Consider the following 20512-nt stretch of genomic DNA (forward strand, 5'->3'; position numbering starts at 1 on the left):
CGAGAGGCTGACACGCCCAGGAGAAGAAGATGGCATCCGGTGGCAAGAAACATATGGGTCGCGGCAGTCAGGGCAAGGGTTCCGGGACGGGAGCAAAGACCGAGCTTCCGAAAGACAGGGTTGGCGAAAACGACGTGCTGTCGAACCGGGATAAGAAGCAACACACGAAAGAGCGCGGCCTCGACAGCAATCGCATCAAGTCCGACCAATACCAGGACAACGCGGCAAACCGGCTCCCAAAAGATTGAGCTCGCAGTGGCTCTCATCTCTTAGGATCCGGCAGGCTCGCAAAGGGATCAGGTAAAGGTTTTCCGCTTCGCCCACAGCCTGTGCGGAGCCGAAGCTGACCGGCGGCTGGGAGCGCCTTGCAAACTCCGGCCGTCTATGGTCTCAAGTGAATTAAGGGATACTGTTTGCTAAGAGAATGCCATGTCTCGTCCGAGCCAGCGCGATTTCGGTGCCCAGGAAAACCTGGACCAGGAGATTGCGTCGCTGCTGAAAGCCATCGAGCAGGAGAAAGTTCCTGATCGCCTCACCAAGCTCGCCATCGAGTTGCAGAATGCGCTGATTCAGAAGCGCCGCTGCAAACTAGAGAGCTGACAACTGCGCTTATCGAAGCTTGTCGGCCCCTCGATCCCAGCGGTCTTCCACCAAATGGTCATGCCTTTCGACCAGCGCTTGCGATGAGCTTTCATGCAGAAGTTCCAGAACCCGTGCACGTGCACGGTTGAGGCGGCTCTTCACGGTTCCGATCGCACAGTCGCATACCTCAGCCGTTTCTTCATAGCTGACGCCCAGCACACCGATCAGCATCAATACCTCACGCTGATGCGCGGGAAGCTTCTGGATCGCTCGATAAACCTCCTTGCTTCGAATGGACCAGTCCTGGGAGGCTTCCGAAATCGGTCGGCTGGAGGCACAATCAAGTAGCCCTGGTGCTTCCCTCGCCGCAGCCCTGACCCGCGTGTAGTGCGTGTTGCGCATGATGGTAAAAAGCCAGGACTTCAAACGCGTACCCGGCTCGAACTTGTCCAGATTGGCAAGCCCTTTAGTCAAGGTTTCCTGCACCAGATCGTCCGCATCGTCGGGCACACGGCAAAAGGTACGAGCAAAGGCACGCAAGGCAGGGATGAGGTCAACGACGGAGATTTCACCCGGTCGGCAATCCGGCGCGGCATGACCATTGGGTAACACGGTTCGACCCCAGCAGATAGAGTTGAGGAACATTGATTAGGGAAAATGCGTGACATTGATGATCGTTCCTGTTGGAAACGAACTTGCTCCAACGCCTTTGCCACGAACTAGAGATACCAACTCGCTACCAAGCCGCTCGAGGCCGCAAAGATTACCGCCGTCGTAGTGCTCCCGAGGACATTCGTGCTCCGGCTATCGACGCGGTCGCCCATGATCCTGCGATCATTCGTCATCTAAAGAATCAAGCATAAGCGGAGGGGTGGCAAAGCCTTGCACGATGCCGGTCCAGACCAGGGCCTGCATCGGATTGAAACCAAAGAAATTGAGGCTGACCGCGAGCAGCGTGAATGCTCCGTTGCCAGATAGAAGCGCAGCGCGTCCCGTGCATCCATGTGGCTGCAGCGATTCCAGTCTTGTTCAATCGTCGGTTGACGCCAACGACTTGGTCATTTCGCTCGTGGTCAAAACGCTAGATACCCATCGCCAGGTTACCTATGCGCCGACGCTGTCCGGCCACAGCGCCTGTACCTCTTTGGGTAGTGCGCCACGTACCTTCGCCGACTGGCCAAGGTCGATATGGTGGGCAAGCGCTTTGAAAACCAGCTTGGTCGCATCGCCGGCGTCCACTTGCCGCCCGATTTTCAGCCCCTCCGCTATGGGATTGAGAAATTCCTCGACGGAGCGATCACGGTTCGGCAAGTTCGATGGCTGATATTGATCGTAGTACGCACCACGGATCAGTAGCGGCAATTCGGCGCCTAGATTTGCCGCCAGGTCCGCCGGCAGCCTGTCGCGCAGGGTGCGCAGTACCGCGCCAAGCGCGTGCCACGCGAGCTTCCGATCCGGGCCTAGACCGTCCATGATCTCGTTTAGCCAGATGTTGGTGATCTGCACTGTTTTGTCGAAAACCTCGAGTCCGTTGGCACTCATCATTGACTCCCGCATGAAGACCCTCCGCCGCCTCGTTAGGGACAGAACACTCGACAGAGCGTATTGTTTCGCTCACCCGGCCCAATTGCCTGTCCATCGCCTCCTCGTCTTTTCCGACGTTCGGCTTCGTAACCGGTTCTGAGCGCATGACTTCGGCACCGAAGAGAAAGATCTGAGCCAAAAAATGGGCCCACAGCAGCAGTACCGTCAGCGTGCCTGCCGCCATAGGTCAGGCGGCGACCGGCCAGCTTACGGGAATGTCGCGCAGGGCAACGGCGGCGTGATTGCGTTCCTGTCACGAACGAGCGTCGACTTCACGCAGCCGCGACTGAATGCTGCTGGAGAGGGTCCGCGAGGCCGCGGACCCTCTTCGTCTTTCCCGCGTGATGCTCAGTAGCCCCCGATGATCGGCAGGATTTCGCCGGTGATGTAGCTGGAGCATTGCGGCGAGGCTAGAAACACATAGGCCGGTGCGATCTCCTCCGGCTGGGCGGGCCGCTTCATCGGCGTCTGGGCGCCGAACCGCGAAACGTCCTCGGCCTCCTTCTCCGACGGGTTGAGCGGCGTCCATACCGGGCCGGGCGCCACCGCGTTGACGCGGATGCCCCTGCCGATGAGGCTGCCGGAGAGCGCCCGGGTGAAGGCGTGGATGCCGCCCTTGGTCATCGAATAGTCGACCAGCTCCTTCGAGCCCTCGATGCCGGTGACGGAGCCGGTGTTGACGATCGCCGAGCCCGGCTTCATGTGCGGCACCGCTTCCTGCGCCATGTGGAAATAGCCGTAGAGATTGGTCTTCAGCGTGGTGTCGAAATGTTGCTCGGTGAGGTCGGCGAAATCGGCCGAATGCACCTGGAAGGCGGCGTTGTTGACCAGCACGTCGATCCTGCCGAAGGTCTTAACCGTCTGCTCAACCACCTTGCGACAAAAGTTTCGTCTGGCGACGTCGCCGCGAAGAATGATGCAGCGCCTGCCTTCGGCCTCGACCGCTTGCTTCGTCACCTTGGCGTCGCGATCCTCGCTGAGGTAGACGATGGCGACATCGGCGCCTTCGCGCGCGAAGAGCACGGCCACCGCGCGGCCGATGCCGGAATCGCCGCCGGTGATCAGCGCCACCTTGCCGGCGAGCTTGTCGGAGCCCCGCCAGAACGGCGCGTCATAGAGTGGCGCCGGGTCGATCGCCCATTCCTCGCCCGGCTTCGGATGATGCTGCTTCGGAAAAGGCGGCACCGGATATTTGCGCGCGCCGGCCTGCATGGCGCCCTGCGATTTGGATTTGCCCTCCGGCTTGGCGCGGTCGGCTGCATCGACCTTGCGCTGCACGCTCCGTTGCCGGCTAGCCGCGCGCTCGGTGGCCGTTTTGGCCAGGGAGGTGGATGCCATCGGCGTAGCGGATTTCGTCGCTCTGGCGGGTCTCGTCGGCATGGCTTTCTCCTTCGATTCTCTCCTTGGACAACGCGGGCGAAGAGAAAAGGTTGGCATTGGCGCGCAAGGCCCGCGGTTTTCGGTTTTCCGCCGCCCGGGTCGTCCCTCGAACCCGCCGTAGGTTGATCGCATGCAACCGGGCCGCAACAATTTCGTTTAAGGCGATCTCGACCATGCGATGGCACATGAAATCCACTCTAACGAACAAATCCCTTCTCGTTCTGGCGATGGCCGCCCTGATAGCGGCGCCCTTCGTCGGCCTCACTTGGGTACGAGCGAATGGTTCGGCTGGTGACGGGACATGAGCAGATTCCTCCCGCTCACCATCCGCTTCGTCCACGGCGGCGCGATGGTTGTTTCCTCGCTCGCCGACGCCAAGAAAGCGCTTGGCGGGGCATGGAAAAACAAGGAGGCGCCAGCCTACCTGAAGGCAGTTCGTCTGGTGGAAGACGCGGCCAATGGAATTTGCCGTCCCGCCATTGCCTTTGCAGCCTTCAAGAAAGCGGCCGCTGAGCAGGGGCTGCTGGAGCCCGCCGGACCGAGTGCCGCGCTCAGCATGTTCGACCAGCTCTGGTCACGCGGTCGTAACGGACCGCGGGGATGACGCAGGCCCTGAACCGGCCGTGCTGGTTTGTCGAAAGCGAAGGTCACAAAACATTTCGTCGGGAACATCGCTTGATCCTGTCGGTTTTGCTTGCTCAGGGAGATCGAAGTCTTCCCTGAATTCGCTGAAACAATGGGTCGAGGCTGTTCTTTTTGAACAGCGGACCCAACCGAAGGAGACGTCGATGGTGAAGAAAAGTTCGTCCGGCGCGGCGAACGGCCTGGAAAGCCTGTTCGTAGACGGTCTGAAGGACATTTATTACGCGGAAAAGAAAATTCTGAAGACGCTGCCGAAGATGGCCAAGGCAGCGCAGTCGGAAGAAGTGAGTGCGGCCTTCGAAAAGCACCGCACCGAGACAGAGGGCCAGGTCGACCGGCTCGAGCAGGTTTTCGAAATGATGGGTAAACCAGCACGGGGCAAGACCTGTCCAGCGATCGACGGCATCATCGAAGAGGGATCGGAAATCCTCGAGGAATACAAGGACGAGCCGGCACTCGACGCAGGCCTTGTGGCTGCCGCCCAGTCGGTCGAGCATTATGAAATAGCACGCTATGGCACGCTGATCGCCTGGGCGGAGCAACTGGGCTTGAAAGACGCCCTGCCCTTGCTGCGCCAGACCCTCAAGGAAGAATCAGCCACCGACGAGACGCTTACCAAACTCGGCGAAAGCGGTGCGAACGAGCGGGCCCTGCAGGCGGCCGCGTGAGGCGCTTGGTATACGTTCAGTTGGCATGCCTAAGGCCAAGTTTGCAATGCGGCCCCGGTCTCCCGACCGGGGCCGCGATCCTTTGGTGCCCTCGCCGGCATGCGATGGCAAGTCGGAATGACGGTTCCGCAAGACGGCGGCCTTATCGGGAAGCATGGAACAACCACGAGGCTGGAGGTTAGGCTAAGCGAACCCGGACGCCCACCGTTCCATGCGTGGTTTCGAAGAACCAAGCGAGCCCACTGACAATCGCTGCTCAAGGCTGCAAGCCACAAGCAGCCCTGCTTTCAGTCTGTGCGGAACCCTTCCTTCCTGATCCAGTTCAGTCTTTGGGTTTGGGCGTTCAATAGGAGGCGTTAATGCGCAAACTTCCAATCGCCCTGGCTGCCATCTCTGCGCTGGCGACCCCTGCAATGGCACAGGCGGCTGCCACCACGACGACGGGAACGTATGTTACCGCTAAACCCACGGACATGATCAGCTACAATCTGATCGGTTTGAACATCGTCAACAAAGCAAATGAAACTGTCGGGGAGATCAAGGATCTGCTCATCTCTAATGGTGCCCTTGCTGGGTACATAATTTCGGTCGGCGGCTTTCTCGGCATCGGGGATCACTACGTGATCGTCGCCCCATCAGCCGTTACGATCAACTACTCCGACAACGACAAGAAGTGGACGGCCACAATGGACGTCACCAAAGATCAGCTGAAGGCAGCTCCCGAGTTCAAATATGAAGGTCGTTGGAGTAAATAGGATCAGTTCGACGCTTCCGGTCGGCATCAACCGCGGACCGCATTCTTCAGGTACTGGATCGTTTGGAAAAGCCCGGCTCGCTTTGGCGGGAGTTCGGCTATGGACAGGCAGGCTGGACCAATGCGCCGGCCGGTGGCAACGATTGGCCGCGCGATATTAGGTGTCTGTTCGCCTCTTAGAAGCCATGGGACCCAAGTCAGAGGGTCCGATGCATTCGGGTCTGGGGCGGACCAAGGCCCCTTTGACCACGTTGCGACATCAGCACTGGAGACGCGGGCAAACTCAGGAACCGTCCCAGGCGAAGGCGGGAACTGCCGATAGCGTCCATATGTTCCCACTCTGTTGGCTCGTCAGAGCCGAAGAATTCCCGGTACTTTGTTCGGGCCGCCGAAATTCGCCCATACCATTGCCATTGCGGAATTCCTTCGCGGAAAACAGGCCTTTTGATCGGAGCTCCGCATGGAAGAGGGTTCAATCGGCTGGCGGAAATCGTCGCTCATGCCGCAGGGCATGCCTGGGCCTTCGCGCTGTGCCTGGTTTCGGTGACCCTCTGGGCCATTACAGGTCCGATCTTTCACTATTCCGAGACGTGGCAGCTGATCATCAACACCGGAACCACCATCGTCACTTTCCTTATGGTGTTTCTCATCCAAAACACCCAGAACCGCGACGGCGCAGCCATTCAGGCCAAACTGGATGAGCTTATTCGATCGGGCCGTGCGAAAAACGACTTCATCGGCATCGAGCATCTTACGAATACGGAAGTTCAAGAATTCCGTAACAAGTGTACGAAGGCTAAGGTCGCCAGCGAAGGCACGGCCGCACGCGCCTAGAGTGGTAAAGCGTTCGCCAGAACTGCCGCCGAATTCCTCTAGGGCTTCTGCCGAAAGCGGTCCTACTTGGAGTTCCGATTCTTGTTGTGCTGACTTTCTTGATTTTTCCCACCAAGGATGTTGCGATCATCTGGATCAACCAGGTCAGGCGTGTCGTCTCTGAGGTTTGCCCCCTTCCTCCGGGCCTCGCGCTCCGCGGCCGACCGCTTGAGCTCGGCCTTAGCGTCGAATTCCTTGGGCGCGTTCTTCGTGTTCTCACGATTCTCAAGGATACGCTTCTGCTGGTCGTGGGTTGTGCGTCCGGTCATTGCTTCCTCCTGTCTTTAACGGCACTTGGACACGATGCAAACCCGTCGAGGCCGGCGATAGAACGCGCGACGCAGCCGATCACCGATCGCTCGTGGGCGTGGATTGGTTCGCCCGCTGGTACGCGGGACGCAACGACGTTACCTTTCGTCTCGGTAGACATATTGCGATGCTGGACTGCGTTTGAACATGAGGCGCCTGTCATTTGATCGTCGGGGGCGGCCACCTCCTGCCGGCACATTCGAAGGGAGCCTGAACGCACCGGTTACGGCTCGTCGATATCGCGTTTTGACGGGTTTTGCGACCTGAGGAGTTCTTCCTCGTCGTCCGGCAGCAGGTGTCCACTGTCGAGTGGCGCACGGTCGTGATCTTGGTTGCGAACGCTGTCCTTACCGGAAGGATGAGGAACATCGCCGCCTGCCTTAGGCAGGGTTCTGCTTCCTTCCTGGTCGAGTGCAGGCTTGCCGGGAGCGTCTATACGCTTCTTACGAGTCAACACTCGCCTTGCTTGCGCCCGGGCCACGAAGAGAACTCATTGCCAGTACGGCTCGACATGCCAGTAGCCGAAGGAGGCTTCTCGAGCCGGCCTTCCGTCGTCGATTGTCAGCTCGTCAATCGAATACGCCGGCGCCGCCGCTAGGTGTTGGCATGGCCTGCGCTCCTGATTGATTGCGGGTGGTATGGCACCAAACGGTCGGGTGGGAGGCGATGTTCCAAAAAAATAGTTTCCATGGGGTCCGCATGACGGTGCGCATAGACCGGACCTCCCGACATGGATCGTGAAGCGGGAGGAGCCGGGCGGCCGCCCCATCGCCGGCTCGTCTGTGGCTTCAGAAATAGGCTTGTGACTTCCTGACGCTCAGCGGCTAGCCTCGTCGGAGGAGCTGACTTTGTCAGCCAGCGTGCCTTCGCTCGTCGCTTGCCGTCCGGCTTCATTGTCGGCTATCAGGTGGGCTTCGGCTGCAGCCTGCTTCACTTGGTCAACGCCCGTTTCGAGCGCGTCCTCGGCTCTGTCGCGAAGCTTGTCGCCATAGCCACCCAACTGCTCGTCCTCGATTTGCGTGTGAGGCAGCATCGCGCCGATCGCCGCTCCTACAGCAAGGCTGACAGCCGCCACCGCAAGGGGCCGATCCTCCATCAGATTATATGCGGAGCGTCTGGCTGTCGCTGCGATATCGGCCGCCGCTGCCGCCGAATTCGTCAGCGTCTCCGCTGCACCGCCTGCCATGTCGGACACGGTACCGGCTGCACTGCTAGCCATATCCGACATCGTACCGGCCGCACCGCTGACCATTCCTGAACCGCTCCCGGCTGCCTCGCCGGCCGCGTCACCAACAGAGGCCGCGGTGTCGGAAGCCATCGCGCTCATTCCAGCGGCGGATACGCCGTCATGCCGGCCGGAGCCGCCATGCGTTGCATAGCCGGGGGCGAGAGTTGCCGCCGAAGTGCCACGCCCAAGCATCAACCATGCCAAGCCAACGCCGATCACGGTTAGCGGCAGGGGATTATCCCGCACCTGGGCCTTGAGGTTGCGGACCATCTCCGAGCCCCCGCTGGCGGCAAAAAGCCCCGTGAACTCGTCGAACAACTGACCAGCCGTCATCCTGTCGCGAATAGATTCGGCAGTCGCCACCACTCTTGCGCGTGTGGCCTCGGCTTCGCGTTCGAGTTCGGCTGCGGATTTGTCGGTCATCTCGCCTGTTCCTTGATCACATTCGCGTCCCGCTTCAACTGTTCTTGCGTGCGGTCCGGCGCCAGTTCGGAGGGAGCCATGCTTGCCATCCCTGTCCGCAACAGGACGACCCCCAGCACAGCCACGACTACCCCGACGAGCAAAGCGGACCATCCGGCGCCCAGCCCTAGTCGTGCCAGGGCAATTACCAGCGCCTGCAACAGAACGAGCAGCGCGGCGAGCAGGCATATGGCGCCGCCCAAAACCTCAATGGCACCAGCTTCGGCCTTGGTCACGCTCTCCGAAATCTCCGCCCGCAGGAGCCTGGCTTCCGTCTGCACGAGCGTGCTCACCTGATGGGCCAGATCACTTACCAGCGTGCCGAGGCTTGGATTGTCCTGAGTACTCATCTTTCCAGCTCCGCTGCCTGACCGGGAACACCGCCGTCGGAGCCCCAATTGGGACGCGTGTTGCCCCGGGATTCGCTTGCTTTCACACCGGTTCGCCCGGCATTCCCCGGCTCAGCCGACCTGTGCCCCTTGGGTGGGCTGGCCTTCATGAACCGTCCGAGCGCAAGTCCTGCCAGCACCGAACCGGCAATCAGCATGCCGGGATTCTTGTGGCCGAAGGATTGAACGTCCTCGAGAACCTGCCTGAACGGCTTCTCTCTCAACGACGACGATAGCTCTTCCAGCCCGCTAGCGGCATCCAGCATGAATTTCGAAGCCGCGTTTTGATCCTTATTGGCCAGATGATCGCTTGCGACACGCAAGGCGCCGCCGAGTGCCTTCAAGCTCGATCCTACATCGCGTTGGGTCTCCTCGGCTTTTTCCGCTAGCGCCTGCTGGGCGTCGGCCGCGTACTGCCCGCTCCTGTGAACCACCTCGTCGCGCGCATCGTGGAGCGCCTCGCGAGCGCTTTGGGTTTCCTTCTGGTGCCGATCGGAAATTTCGTTCTTCGCGTTGGCGAAGTCGGCCGGCTCACGGCCCTGATCGTTCTCGCGCTGCATAACGCCTCCTAGTGAAAGCCGAGGAAGGAGAGCACCGCGAGCACAACGACGATGAGACCGATGAGATAGATAACATTGTTCATGGCGCAGGTTCCTCCTTGCCTGTCCAACTTCGAGCCAGCCGCTATGTTCCCTCCGGCGATGGTTTTTTTGTAAGTAGCTACTTACGTCGATCGGCGCCCTCGAAGCCGGAAAGCTCGTCATCCGAACAGAGCAGCCGCGGCCGCGCCGGATCGGAAATGTCGAGCTTGTCCCAAGGTATGCGATAGAGACCTTCGCGGCGGCGCAGCCCGAAGACATCGAGCAACGCGGTGCCGACGGTCGATGCGGATAGGCGTTCGAACGCCGCGAAAATGCCGACATGGAATTCGGTGACAACGAGCTCGTCACCGTCCTGCTCGGCGATGATCTCCTCGAGATAGCCGATGGTCTTGCCGCTTTCCGAGCACACGCGCCGGCCGGCCAGATGTTCGAGGTTCACATTCGCCATCCTCAGGCTCCCGGGATGCGGTCGACGACGTGATCGCGCAGCCAGTGCTGCCAGGCAAGGATCTTCGTCCTACGCACGTCGATATCGAATTCGATATCGACGCCGACATCGCGCACCTTGTTCCAGGCGATCCGATGCGGCCGTGCCTGCCGCTTCCCGCTGAGCCTTTTCGCGAGGCGCGTCGTCCATCGGCCAAGTCGCGTGCCAAGCCTTCGGGCCAGGGCAATCGAGCCAAGCTCGACCGCAATGACCCTCGGCGGCTTGCCCTGCCTCAGCTCGGCAACCAGTCCATCCACCTTGCCGATCTTGACCTGCTCGCGGTCGACCACCTGCTTGTCCAAGATATCTCGCAGCAGCTGCATCAGGTGCCTCCGAATATCTGCAGGGGAATGGTAACAACGGCCAACACGAAGCCGAGAGCGATGACGAAGATGACGGCAGCATTTGAAACAACGCCGTTGCGGTGCTGGTCGACGTAGCGTTCGTCATTGAGCAGGAAGAGAAAAGGAACCACCGTCAGCGGAAGACTGGCCGCGGTCAGCGCCATCGAGAAGATGGTGAGCCTCAGCGGGTCGACACCAAGGGCTATCGGAACGGCGGCAAGGAAGAGCGTAAGTGTGTAGACGAGGCTGAAACCGGGATCGTCCCGCGGCCTCAGGTTCTCGCCCCATGTCCAGCCGAAACCCTGCGCGACCAGATAGGCCTGCTGCAGCCCCACTTCGAGAGCGGCTCCAAAACAGGCGATGCCCAGCGAGGCGACGAAAAGCACAAAACCCCAGAAGCCGAATGTCTGAATCAGCATCAGCGGGAGTTGGTTGTAATCGTTCACCTGGTTCACGCCACGGGCGCCGAGCACAAGCGCGGCCACGATCAGCACGGCCACGGAAATCGTTCCTCCAAAGCTCATGCCGAGACCGGCAATCGCCCGATTGGTGCCGAGATAGCTCTTGTCCCATTGATCCTCGATCGCGCCCGAGGAATAGAACATGAAAAGGTAAGGCGAGATGGAAGCGCCGAGGATGCTGACGGCCATGAACCAGTAGTTTGCCGTATCGTGCTGCGGCAAACTGGGCACCGCACCAAGAGCCACCTGTTTCCATTCGGGCTGGAGCATCACCGCGCCGACGACGAAGCAGAGCGTGACCAGGCCAAGCATCGATACGCCTTTCTCGATGAGACCGAACGTGCCTTTCCACAGCAGCAGCCAAGCCACGAACGCCACCGGCAGCGCCCACCATTGAAAGCTGATCCCGGTGGCAAGCTCGGCGGCAATTGCAACGCCGCCTATCTCGGCGGAAAGTACCAGGAAGTTGACCAGCAAGACTGCGAGCAGCGGCCAAATGAAAGCATGGAAGCCGAAACGTTCGCGAATGCCGTCGACGATGGTGTGATGGCTCACAGCGGCGAAGCGACCGGCCATCTCGACCAGGAAGATGATGCAGATCGTGCCGAGCACGACCGACCATATCAGCTGGAAGCCGAACAAGGCGCCGGCCTGGGCCGCCGTCGCCATCGAGCCGACCTCCAGGAAGCCGCCGACGCTGGTCACGACACCGAGCGAGATTTCCAGCAGCTTCTTCATTGCTGCTGCGCAAAATATTGGCGATAGGACGTGGCGAGATCCGCTTGCGCGGTGCGAAGATCCTGCCGCGCCTGTCTGGCTTGGGTCTGCTGTTCAGCCTTGACCGCGCGCCCGGCCCTGGCTGCTGCGTTCGACAGCCGGCCGACCGCAGCCTTCAGCGCGTCCCGCCTCGCGTTATCGGATGAGGGGGCTGATTGAACTTGCCGGCCGGCGTCATCGAGCGTGCCGGCAAAGGATTGCAGAGCCGCCGATGCGTAGTGCGACGGTGCGGCGCCGGAAAGCCAGGCATCGGTCACCAATAGCGCCGCCTCCGCCGTCGAGGCGGCAAGCTTCGATTGCTGTTCGACGGTATCCGACGATGAGCAGGAAGCAAGCGCCAGTGCAAGCACGTGGGAGAATATCAGCTTCCGCCATGCCATACTGCGCAATGCTTTCCCCTCGCTGCTGTCGCGGAGATTGAAGAGGCAAATGCATGCCATCGTCAGCCGCGCACGAAGAGAGCCTCGTCCTCATCGCGCTGCCTACCGCCAAGCGCTGCGGCAACACTGGCAATAAAAGCGCCGACGACCATCGAAAGTGCGCCCACTAGGGCGAAGGTCGCACTTGCTTTCCTGGCTGTGTCGGCAGCCGCCTTGGCCTTGTTCTTGGCGTCATCGACTCCTGTAATAACGGTGTCCACACGCTTAGCGGCATCGGCTTCCGAGAGCCCGGTGCGGGAAGCGACGAGTTTCGCAAGATAAGCCTTGTCGTCTGCCGACACTTCTCCCTTCGCAGCACTGGCTGCCAGGATGCGTGTCGCCTGCGCCGTCGCCCCAGCGTCGTTTTGCCCGGCCGTGTTCATATCATTCGGCCGGAACAGTGTGTCGACGAAATAGCCAAGTACGTTGCCGTCTGTCGCCGCGCCGCCAGTAGAATTCGCCGCAGCCGACGTGGCGCTGGCGGCAGCCCCGGAGGCTATGTTCGAGGCAACCTGCACACCGGCGCCGATCGTGGCCGACAAGGCCGAGCCAAAAACGCTGGCCACAAGCAACGTTGCGAGCGCCCAGCCAAGGAAGCCATGCGCGGTATCCCGAAACGTGACCTCATCGTCGTGGATACCAACCCACTTCGTCCGCAATCGGCCTGTGAGGTAGCCGCCAAGGCCGGCCGACAACCATTGGACCACGACAAGCCAGACGGCGGCTGATACCGCGAAGGTGGTGGGTGAGGCGCTACTGCCTGTCCAGGGAGAAACCATCGTCAGGCCCAGCCCTGAGCCGGTCAGCATCAAGATGATTGTTAGTGTTGAAGCCGCAAAGGCGCCCGCAATGATCGGACCCCAGCTCACGGCAGAGGAGGAAGATTCAGCAAGGTCGGAAACTGCGACCTCAGAAACTGCGGAGTTCATCTGAAGCTCCTATCGCGCGAACAGCATAAGCAGGATGATGATCGGGATCGGAACTCCAAGCAGCCAGAGCAATATACCGCGTCCCATGGTAACCTCCATTAGGTTGAGACAAAATCCCAATTCCCGGAATCCCAATTCCCGGAATGGGCTTTCGTTCCAAAGGTTTCGTTCGGCAGAGTGCGGCCGGGGCGGTTCTGGGGACCGTTCTCGCATTTCGCGCCATAGGCAAGTGAACCGCGACGCCGACCTTTCCGAAATTTCGAATTCGATGAGAGGGCACGCCCATCAAGCGCAATGTCGCCGTTCCGGCCAGAAGCAGGTGCGATCACTCCTCGTGCCGAGTGAGGAACGACGTGCGCTCTTCAGCGTTCTCTCCGCCGATGACACGCGATGACCAAATCAGCATGGCACGACGGCACGTTCGACATGGCGAGCGGCATGTCAGACGTCAGCACAATGTCATAGCCCGACTATGTTCCAGGAGCCTGCCGACGGCCGAGGCTTTGCAATTTCTAAAACTGTTGGAACAGCTTCACGCCATGCAGCGGCACCGTATGGCGCAATTGCTGTGGAATTCGGCGAGTTCGCCGCCGAATCCTGAGCTTCTGGACGTCGAGATGGAGGTCGAGCAGGCTGTCAACGACTGGACGTCGATTCCTGATCGCGTCTTCCGGCTTGCGCTCCAATTGCAGGAAAAGCTTGAAGAAAAGGAGGCCGGAGTCTCCAGCGCTAATCCAAACGAGTTCAAGCGACGCTAGCCCGTGGACCACCACCAGCGCAACCATGACTGTCTGACGGCAACAGGCGATTACGCCGATTTGCGGCTGGCCTTTGCTTTGGGTTGTCGCTTGACGCCTTCCTTCTCGAGGCTCTTGCGAAGCACCGAAGCGAGATCGACGACGTTTTCTTTTGGCTGAGGCACCGGCTTTGGCGGCTTCTTGCCCTTGCGCTTTGCATCGATCATTGCAATCAGCGCATCTTCGTAGGTGTCCTCAAACTTCGACGGGTCGAATTTGGTCACCTTCTTGTCGATCAGCAGCTCGGCGATCTCAAGCAGATCCTTATCGTATGTCGGGCTTTTCAGGTCGTCGAAAACGCTGCGCTCGGAAACCATCTCGTTGTGGGTGCGCAGCTCGGTCAACAGCATGCCCTTGCCGAATGGCTGGATCACGACCTCTCGGCCACGCCGATAGAGTACAACACAAGACCGAGCGGCGACGCGCTTCATCTTCATTGCCTCGCGGAGCACCATGAAGGCCTCGACCGCAGCTCCATCCGCCGGAATGACGTAGTAGGGCTTTTCGAGGTAGCGCGTGTCGATGTCATCGATAGCGACAAACCCTTCCACCTCAAGCGTGTGTTGCGAAGTCAGCTTCAGCTTCTTGATCTCGTCGGGCTCGATCTCGATGAAATCGCCCTTGTCAGCTTCATAGCCTTTGATCTGATCTTCCGAAGGGACGACATCACCGGTCTCTTCATCCACGTAGGCGCTCTTGACCGGCAGACCATCCTCCCGGTTGAGGATCTTGAAGTGGACCTTTCCGGCCTCACTCGTCGCCCCTACGAGCTTGACGCCGCAAGAGACCGACCCGACCTTGAGGAAACCCTTCCAAACTGCGCGTGGGGCCGCCATGTTCCATCCCTGTCGTCGTTCTGATCAACAAGGAACATTTGGCGGCCGGAGGGGTTCCAGCTAGCTAGCTTTCCCGAAAATCCCTGAATGAGGCGTGGCGAAGCTTTTCCTCACCCGGCCGACGAGGCCAGCTTTGAGCCACTCGGCTTTCTCCTTCGCGAGCTCTTTCGGCGGTGGAGCGCCCTATCTTGCCCTGTACGCGGTCCGAAAGGGCCCGTCGCTTGTCTGCCTTGAAAGTGACGAAGGCGCCGCCGACGTAGCGGCCGTTGTCGGCCATCAGCACCATGGCCGGCTTCCCCGTCTCGCGCTTGACGCCGATCTCCATCTCCTTCTCTGCGAAGCATTTGATCTTGCAACCATTGCAGGGAACCGTGCCCCAGGTCGCACGTTGAACAGATAGCAGTGGTTTTCGTGGATAGCTCCTTCATCAAAGCCCGCCCGGGCTCCGTTTCGTGGCGGGCTTTTCGTGTGCCGGTAGGACGTTCAGCAGTGCGTCGGAACTCATACGGGCCGTTTGTCGGATCGCCAAGCGCCCCCGAACCACGACCTGTCGATTCTGTCCGCGGCATTCCGTCAGCGGAACCAAAGGAATAGGCCGCTGTTTTCCTTTTGAAGGGATGACTAACCGCGAGGACGCGGGAGTATGGTTGAACTTGTAATTTTGGAGCAGGCCGTCGCCAGGCAACGTGTGAAGCGAGCAGAACTTTCTCTTAAACAAGCAAAGACGATGCTCCGCGAGAGATGCGGGCTCGCGATCAGCCTCGCCATTTGCAGCCGTATTAGGACCGAACAACAGCACGCGAAAGCAGCCAAAAGGCGATTGCAGAAGGTCGTGTCGCCGACATAGAGGCGCCGTTACCGTGCTGTTTGAACCTCTCGGCTCGGATGGCCGAAGCGAAGCGCCGTCTACCACGCGGCACGGCTTTCGTTGCTCCACACCGACTGGCTAAGAAGCTGAGACAGGTCGACCATGCGGCCGATCAGGTTGAACAGGCGCGGCGGTTTTGGTTGAGGCCACGAATCAGCCTGGCAAGGATGGATTACACCAAACGGGTTGAGGCACGAACCCCTGTGGGCCGCGGGGCCGAGCCTGAGGAGCTCGGCGGAGCCGTGGTGTTTCTCGCCTCCAACGCTGCCGGTTACGTCAACGGACATGCTGGCGGTCTATCGGTTTCCGTCTGACCTGCGAACCGCAGCCCGTCAGAGCCAATTCCGAAGGCACTGACGGTTTCGACGTCACGGCCGCGCCGAAAGCGGAGGCAGTCACTGCGGCAACGCCTGACGCATTGCAGCCCGCTCAGCCTCTCGCGCAGAAACCGGAATTCAGTCAGCGCGCCCAGCGCCGGGTCCAGGCATGTCGCGCCGGAACCATCGGGGAAGACGCGCGCGTTGCACAGTCCGATTATCTGAACGCCCTTTTAGATTTCCTTGTTTGAGGTCGCCCGTACCGGGAGTAATAGTCGCCGCGAATTTGCCAGGAGGAGACGATGACGCTGAACTTCGACCCGAGGGCGAAGGCCACGACGCTTTATCAGGGCGAGTTCCGGCCGATGCTCATCGGCGGCAAGTGGGTCGCGGCGCAGTCCGGCCAGGAGATGCAGGCGTTGAACCCGGCGACGGGCGAAGTGCTGGCCACGGTGCCGCGCGGTTCGGCCGCCGATATCGATGCGGCGGTGGCTGCCGCGCGGGCGGCCTTCGAAGGCCCCTGGTCCAAATTCTCCCCTTACGAGCGCCAATGCGTGCTTCTGCGGATCGCAGACCTGTTCGAGAAGCATTGGGAAGAGCTCAGCGTCTCCGACACGCTCGACATGGGGCTGCCAATCACGCGCACGCTGGCCAACCGGCGCCGGGTCATCGGCATGCTGCGCTTCTATGGCGGCATGGCGACCGCGCTGCATGGCGAGGCGATCGACAATTCCATTCCGGGCGAGATCGTCACCTTCACCCGCCGCGAGCCCGTCGGCGTGGTCGGCGCGATCATTCCCTGGAACGCGCCGACCGCCGCCTCGATCTGGAAGATCGCGCCGGCTTTGGCCACCGGCTGCACCGTCGTCCTGAAGCCCTCGGAGGATGCGTCGCTGACGCCGCTATTGATCGCGCGGCTGATGCAGGAAGCGGGCGTGCCCGACGGCGTGGTCAACGTGGTCACCGGAACGGGCGCGGAGGCGGGTGCCCGACTGGCGGAGCATCCCGACGTCAACAAGATCGTTTTTACCGGCTCGACGCTCACCGGGCAGGCCATCGCGCGAGCGGGTGTCACCAACCTCAAGCGCGTCTCGCTCGAGCTCGGCGGCAAGTCGCCGATCATCGTCTGCCGCGACGCCGATATCGACAAGGCTGTTCCGGTCGCGGCGATGGCGGTGTTCGTGCATTCGGGCCAAATCTGCATCGCCGGTTCGCGGCTGTTCGTGGCCCGCGAGATCCACGACGAGTTCGTCCGCCGGATCGCCGAGTTTGCCGGCAAGCTGCGCATCGGTCACGGCATCGAGGCGGAAACCGAAATCGGCCCGCTCATCAATGCAAGGCAGGCGGGCAAGGTGGAGGGTTACATCAGGGCCGGCAGCGACGAGGGTGCTGAACTGGTCGCCGGTGGCTCACGGCTGACGGGCGCACTGTATGACGGCGGCAACTTCATCGCGCCGACCGTCTTCGGCGCGGTGTCGGACGGGATGACCATCGCGCGGGAAGAAATCTTCGGACCGGTCATTTCGGCGATGCCTTTCGACACGCTGGATGAAGTCGTCGCGCGGGCCAATGCAACGCCTTACGGCCTCGCGGCCGGCATCTTCACCACCAATCTCGGCACCGCGCACAAGCTTGCGCGCCGCGTCAAGGCGGGCTCGGTCTGGGTCAACATGTACCACGCGATCGACCCGGCCGTGCCTTTCGGCGGCATGAAGATGTCCGGCTACGGTCGCGAAGGCGGCATCGAGCATCTGCATGAATATCTGGAAACAAAGGCGGTCTGGATCCAGACCGATTGATATTCAGGCGAGGCCGGCCTGACTTGAATCTCGACACAGCATCGCGCGTTCGAAAGGATTTGCGTGAGCGCTGCCTGCGGCGGGTCTCGATGACCTCGACGATCAAGCGGGTAGCGCAGCTTGAACGTCGCCAGTATGTCGGAGACCAGGTTGAGGAGGCAAGACATCCCCTAGAGCGTTTCCCCGTTTCACGGAAACGGGAACCGCTCTATCTCTTTGTTTTGACGCAATTCCAGGAAAACCGTTACACACTTTTCCTGGAATTGCTCTAGTCGAGGTAACGCTATCTCTGCGGGTTCGCGACGCGCGGGTCGGGAATGGGCACCGCGGCGATCAATTCGCGCGTATATGCCTCGCGCGGTGACGACAGCACGGAGCGGCGTGGGCCGGCTTCGACGATGCGGCCGGCGCGCATGACGGCGACTTCATGGCTCATGCGCTCGACCACCGCCATGTCGTGCGAGATGAACAGATAGGCAAGCCCGAGCGTTTCCTGCAGCTCCAGCATCAGGTCGAGCACACGGGCGCGGACCGACACGTCAAGCGCGGCAACGCTCTCGTCGGCGACGATGAGCTTCGGTTCGAGCGCCAAGGCCCGGGCGATGCAGACGCGCTGGCGTTGGCCGCCGGAAAATTCGTGCGGATAGCGCGAGGCATGATCGGCGGCGAGCCCCACGCGCCCGAGAAGCGAGGCCACGCGTTCGCGCCGTTCGTCCCTGGCGCCGATACCATGAATGACGAGCGGCTCCGCGATCGCCGCGCCGACCGTCATGCGCGGGTCGAGCGACGCATAAGGGTCCTGGAAGATCATTTGCGCGGCGCGGCGCACCGGTCTCATCGCGGCAGCGGAGAGGCCCCGGATGGGCGTGCCACCGGTGGTCACCGAGCCGGAGAACGGGACAAGGCCGAGCACCGCCTTGCCGGTGGTGGACTTGCCCGACCCGCTTTCGCCGACGAGGCCGAGCGTCCGGCCCGGCATTATGTCGAAGGAAACGTCCTGCACCGCCGGTGCCTCCGAGGCGCGGCGGCGAAAAAGGTTGGAGGAAGCGCCGTAGTCGACGACAAGGTTCTTCACCGAAAGCACCGGAGCGGCGCCGTTTGGTGCCGGTGGCCGAACGGTGGCTGTGACCCTGGGCGGCGTGTCAGTCGCCGCGAATGCGCCAAGACGAGGCACGGCGGCGAGCAGTTCGCGCGTGTAGCCGACTTTGGGCTGCTCGAAGATGTCGAGCACGGACGCTGCCTCGACGATCCGCCCGTCGCGCATGACGGCCACTCTATCGGCCATCTCGGCCACGACGCCCATGTCGTGGGTAATAAGGATGATGGCGGTGCCGAACTCCCGCTTCAGCTCGCGCATCAGTTTCAGGATTTGCGCCTGCACCGTCACGTCGAGCGCGGTCGTCGGCTCGTCAGCCAGAAGCACTTTCGGCCGGCACGACAGGGCCATGGCGATCATGACACGCTGGCGCATGCCGCCGGAGAGCTCGTGTGGGTACTGCTTCATGCGCCGCGCCGGATCGCTGATGTGCACGACGTCCAGCATGTCGCGGGCACGTTTTTCGACGCTCGCGCCTTCCGCACCCTGATGGATCCGGATCGCTTCGGTCAATTGCGCGCCGATACTGTGGACCGGGTTGAGCGACGTCATCGGCTCCTGAAAGATCATCGCGATCTCACCGCCGCGCACGTCGCGCATGGCGCGCTCCGGCAGGCGCGGAAGTGACTGGCGCTCGAGCCTGATGTCGCCGCCGGCGATGCGCAGCGAGGCGCGTGGCAAGAGGCGCATGATCGAAAGCGCCGTCACGGACTTGCCGGAGCCGGACTCGCCGGCGAGGCACAGCGTCTCGCCCGGCGCCAACGCAAAGCTGATGCCGTCGATGACGCGCCTTGCACCCTGCGGCGTCAGCGCGTCCACCGACAAATTGTCGACGGTCAGGACGGCATCTTGCTCCAGTCGGGAATCGCCAGATCTCAAATCGTCTGCCATCAATTGAAGACGATCCTTGGGAAATAGAACGAGACGACCCAGTTTGGCATGTCGACGATCTCGCTGATGCGCAAGTCGCCGCAAACCGAGCAGAGCATGTAGGCGTCGACGGGCTTCAAGCCATGGTCGGCGGCGAGCAGATCGACCATGCGCATGACGCTTTCGCGGGCCGCGGTCATCAGGTCTGGCCCCACGCCGGTGGTGACCTCATAGCCGGCCTCGTCGAGATGGCGGGTCACAGGCCCCGGCGTGGTGAAGCGCGGGCTTTCCAGCCGCGCGCCCTTGACGAGCTCGATCGTCGCCTCGACGTCCATGCGGCTCTCGATGGCCGTGCCGCAGACCTCGCCGTCGCCCTGCGCGGCGTGGGTGTCGCCGATCGAAAACAGCGCTCCCTCGACCTCGACCGGCAGATAAAGCGTGGTGCCGGCCGCAAGGTCGCGAATGTCGAGATTGCCGCCGACACGTCGCGGCGGAACCACCGAATGCAGGCCGGGCTCGGCCGGCGCCACGCCGATCGTGCCGGCGAAGGGTTTCAGCGGCACGCGCCCGCCCGGGCCATAGAGCGCCGGCGTCATCGAGGCGGCATCATACTTCCAGATGTGCAGGGCCGGCTCCTTGAACTGATCGGCGAGCAGGCCGAAGCCCGGGATGTTGGCGGTCCAGCCGAGGCCCGACGGTTCGAAATGGCGCAGTGTGATCTTCAGCGCATCGCCCGGCCTTGCGCCTTCGACATAGACGGGTCCAGTCACCGGATTGACCTTGCCGAAATCCATGGTCGAGACATCCGCCACGGTGGAGTTCGCGTCGAACTGTCCGCCGGAGGAATCGAGGCATTCGAAATGGATCGTCGAACCCGGCCTGGCGGTCAGCGCCGGCTCGAAGTCGCGGTTCCAGCCGAAATGGTGGCTGGCGCGATGGATGGTGTAGTCGCACTTCACGCACATGGTTGCTTCTCGTTTGTTTTTGGCAAGCCGCCCTCCCGTTTAGGCGGCATCATTGAACGTTCGGGCGGCGGGCC

The 20512-nt window shown here is 61.4% G+C and carries 28 protein-coding genes; 10 read left to right on the plus strand and 18 right to left on the minus strand.

All coding sequences use genetic code 11. The features are described from left to right. Positions 1-29 precede the first annotated feature (29 nt). Together P9236_RS15495 and P9236_RS15500 are read left to right on the plus strand one after the other, a co-directional pair. The gene (locus tag P9236_RS15495) at positions 30-248 is read left to right on the plus strand and encodes a hypothetical protein (protein WP_278075496.1); all 219 of its coding nucleotides are present in this window, start codon (positions 30-32) and stop codon (positions 246-248) included. A gap of 181 nt (positions 249-429) precedes the next feature. Further along, the gene (locus P9236_RS15500) at positions 430-600 is read left to right on the plus strand and encodes a hypothetical protein (RefSeq protein WP_278075497.1); all 171 of its coding nucleotides are present in this window, start codon (positions 430-432) and stop codon (positions 598-600) included. A 9-nt stretch (positions 601-609) separates the two neighbouring features. Here the strand turns inward: P9236_RS15500 and P9236_RS15505 are convergent, their stop codons facing one another. The 4 genes from P9236_RS15505 to P9236_RS15520 form a co-directional block, all read right to left on the minus strand. Continuing rightward, positions 610-1194 (minus strand): sigma-70 family RNA polymerase sigma factor, encoded by a 585-nt coding sequence (locus P9236_RS15505; RefSeq protein WP_278075498.1) that lies wholly within the window; start codon positions 1192-1194, stop codon positions 610-612. 492 nt (positions 1195-1686) lie between these two features. After that, the gene (locus P9236_RS15510) at positions 1687-2124 is read right to left on the minus strand and encodes a DUF2267 domain-containing protein (protein ID WP_278075499.1); all 438 of its coding nucleotides are present in this window, start codon (positions 2122-2124) and stop codon (positions 1687-1689) included. Positions 2125-2514: 390 nt separating this feature from the next. Beyond that, a complete protein-coding gene (locus P9236_RS15515) occupies positions 2515-3504 on the minus strand; it encodes an SDR family oxidoreductase (RefSeq protein ID WP_278075500.1) in 990 nt (329 codons plus the stop codon). Beyond that, entirely contained in the window at positions 3458-3721 is a 264-nt protein-coding gene (locus P9236_RS15520; protein WP_278075501.1) for a hypothetical protein, read from the minus strand. Before P9236_RS15520 ends, P9236_RS15515 begins: the two co-directional genes overlap by 47 nt. Positions 3722-3847: 126 nt before the next feature. Here P9236_RS15520 and P9236_RS15525 point away from each other — a divergent pair, with 126 nt between their 5' ends. From P9236_RS15525 to P9236_RS15540, 4 genes are all read left to right on the plus strand, one after another. Beyond that, positions 3848-4150 (plus strand): DUF982 domain-containing protein, encoded by a 303-nt coding sequence (locus tag P9236_RS15525; protein WP_278075502.1) that lies wholly within the window; start codon positions 3848-3850, stop codon positions 4148-4150. Positions 4151-4334: 184 nt separating this feature from the next. Then, positions 4335-4856: a ferritin-like domain-containing protein gene (locus P9236_RS15530; protein WP_278075503.1), complete on the plus strand. Its 522-nt coding sequence runs from the start codon at positions 4335-4337 to the stop codon at positions 4854-4856. Positions 4857-5215: 359 nt separating this feature from the next. Beyond that, positions 5216-5611: a PRC-barrel domain-containing protein gene (locus P9236_RS15535; protein ID WP_278075504.1), complete on the plus strand. Its 396-nt coding sequence runs from the start codon at positions 5216-5218 to the stop codon at positions 5609-5611. 443 nt (positions 5612-6054) lie between these two features. Beyond that, complete coding sequence (locus P9236_RS15540; protein WP_278075505.1) at positions 6055-6444, plus strand: low affinity iron permease family protein; 390 nt, start codon at positions 6055-6057, stop codon at positions 6442-6444. A gap of 62 nt (positions 6445-6506) precedes the next feature. On the opposite strand, the gene P9236_RS15545 is transcribed toward P9236_RS15540, so the two are convergent. The 10 genes from P9236_RS15545 to P9236_RS15590 all read right to left on the minus strand — a co-directional run bounded on the left by P9236_RS15545 (position 6507) and on the right by P9236_RS15590 (position 12890). Continuing rightward, positions 6507-6752 (minus strand): hypothetical protein, encoded by a 246-nt coding sequence (locus tag P9236_RS15545; RefSeq protein ID WP_278075506.1) that lies wholly within the window; start codon positions 6750-6752, stop codon positions 6507-6509. A gap of 263 nt (positions 6753-7015) precedes the next feature. After that, positions 7016-7246 (minus strand): hypothetical protein, encoded by a 231-nt coding sequence (locus P9236_RS15550; protein ID WP_278075507.1) that lies wholly within the window; start codon positions 7244-7246, stop codon positions 7016-7018. A 363-nt stretch (positions 7247-7609) separates the two neighbouring features. Continuing rightward, entirely contained in the window at positions 7610-8443 is an 834-nt protein-coding gene (locus P9236_RS15555) for a hypothetical protein (protein WP_278075508.1), read from the minus strand. Further along, positions 8440-8832 carry a phage holin family protein gene (locus tag P9236_RS15560; RefSeq protein ID WP_278075509.1) on the minus strand — a complete coding sequence of 131 codons (393 nt, stop codon included), beginning with the start codon at positions 8830-8832 and terminating at the stop codon, positions 8440-8442. The genes P9236_RS15555 and P9236_RS15560 overlap by 4 nt, the downstream gene beginning before the upstream one ends. Continuing rightward, positions 8829-9431, minus strand: coding sequence for a hypothetical protein (locus P9236_RS15565; protein ID WP_278075510.1), 603 nt, complete (start codon positions 9429-9431; stop codon positions 8829-8831). Before P9236_RS15565 ends, P9236_RS15560 begins: the two co-directional genes overlap by 4 nt. Positions 9432-9591: 160 nt before the next feature. Continuing rightward, a complete protein-coding gene (locus P9236_RS15570) occupies positions 9592-9921 on the minus strand; it encodes a hypothetical protein (protein WP_278075511.1) in 330 nt (109 codons plus the stop codon). A gap of 2 nt (positions 9922-9923) precedes the next feature. Continuing rightward, entirely contained in the window at positions 9924-10283 is a 360-nt protein-coding gene (locus tag P9236_RS15575; RefSeq protein ID WP_278075512.1) for a hypothetical protein, read from the minus strand. Then, positions 10283-11503, minus strand: coding sequence for a divalent metal cation transporter (locus tag P9236_RS15580; protein ID WP_278075513.1), 1221 nt, complete (start codon positions 11501-11503; stop codon positions 10283-10285). The genes P9236_RS15575 and P9236_RS15580 overlap by 1 nt, the downstream gene beginning before the upstream one ends. Then, positions 11500-11892, minus strand: coding sequence for a hypothetical protein (locus P9236_RS15585; RefSeq protein WP_278075514.1), 393 nt, complete (start codon positions 11890-11892; stop codon positions 11500-11502). Before P9236_RS15585 ends, P9236_RS15580 begins: the two co-directional genes overlap by 4 nt. A gap of 92 nt (positions 11893-11984) precedes the next feature. Then, on the minus strand, positions 11985-12890 hold the full coding sequence (locus P9236_RS15590; protein WP_278075515.1) for a hypothetical protein: 906 nt from the start codon (positions 12888-12890) through the stop codon (positions 11985-11987). A gap of 404 nt (positions 12891-13294) precedes the next feature. On the opposite strand from P9236_RS15590, the gene P9236_RS15595 reads away from it, so the two are divergent. Then, complete coding sequence (locus P9236_RS15595) at positions 13295-13648, plus strand: hypothetical protein (protein ID WP_278075516.1); 354 nt, start codon at positions 13295-13297, stop codon at positions 13646-13648. Positions 13649-13698: 50 nt separating this feature from the next. On the opposite strand, the gene P9236_RS15600 is transcribed toward P9236_RS15595, so the two are convergent. Together P9236_RS15600 and P9236_RS15605 are read right to left on the minus strand one after the other, a co-directional pair. After that, positions 13699-14523, minus strand: a complete 825-nt coding sequence (locus P9236_RS15600; RefSeq protein WP_278075517.1) for a Ku protein — start codon at positions 14521-14523, stop codon at positions 13699-13701. A gap of 64 nt (positions 14524-14587) precedes the next feature. After that, complete coding sequence (locus P9236_RS15605; RefSeq protein WP_278075518.1) at positions 14588-14809, minus strand: hypothetical protein; 222 nt, start codon at positions 14807-14809, stop codon at positions 14588-14590. A gap of 749 nt (positions 14810-15558) precedes the next feature. Here P9236_RS15605 and P9236_RS15610 point away from each other — a divergent pair. The 3 genes from P9236_RS15610 (at position 15559) to P9236_RS15620 (ending at position 17779) form a co-directional block, all read left to right on the plus strand. Next, a complete protein-coding gene (locus P9236_RS15610; protein ID WP_278075593.1) occupies positions 15559-15705 on the plus strand; it encodes an SDR family oxidoreductase in 147 nt (48 codons plus the stop codon). A 305-nt stretch (positions 15706-16010) separates the two neighbouring features. Next, positions 16011-17507: an aldehyde dehydrogenase family protein gene (locus P9236_RS15615; RefSeq protein ID WP_278075519.1), complete on the plus strand. Its 1497-nt coding sequence runs from the start codon at positions 16011-16013 to the stop codon at positions 17505-17507. A 23-nt stretch (positions 17508-17530) separates the two neighbouring features. Then, the gene (locus P9236_RS15620) at positions 17531-17779 is read left to right on the plus strand and encodes a hypothetical protein (RefSeq protein ID WP_278075520.1); all 249 of its coding nucleotides are present in this window, start codon (positions 17531-17533) and stop codon (positions 17777-17779) included. A gap of 11 nt (positions 17780-17790) precedes the next feature. Here P9236_RS15620 and P9236_RS15625 read toward each other — a convergent pair whose 3' ends face one another. After that, entirely contained in the window at positions 17791-19494 is a 1704-nt protein-coding gene (locus P9236_RS15625) for an ABC transporter ATP-binding protein (RefSeq protein ID WP_278075521.1), read from the minus strand. Continuing rightward, on the minus strand, positions 19494-20438 hold the full coding sequence (locus tag P9236_RS15630; RefSeq protein WP_278075522.1) for an acetamidase/formamidase family protein: 945 nt from the start codon (positions 20436-20438) through the stop codon (positions 19494-19496). The genes P9236_RS15625 and P9236_RS15630 overlap by 1 nt, the downstream gene beginning before the upstream one ends. Between the last annotated feature and the right edge of the window lie 74 nt (positions 20439-20512).

Source organism: Mesorhizobium sp. WSM4884 (genome assembly GCF_029625675.1).
GTDB lineage: Bacteria > Pseudomonadota > Alphaproteobacteria > Rhizobiales > Rhizobiaceae > Mesorhizobium.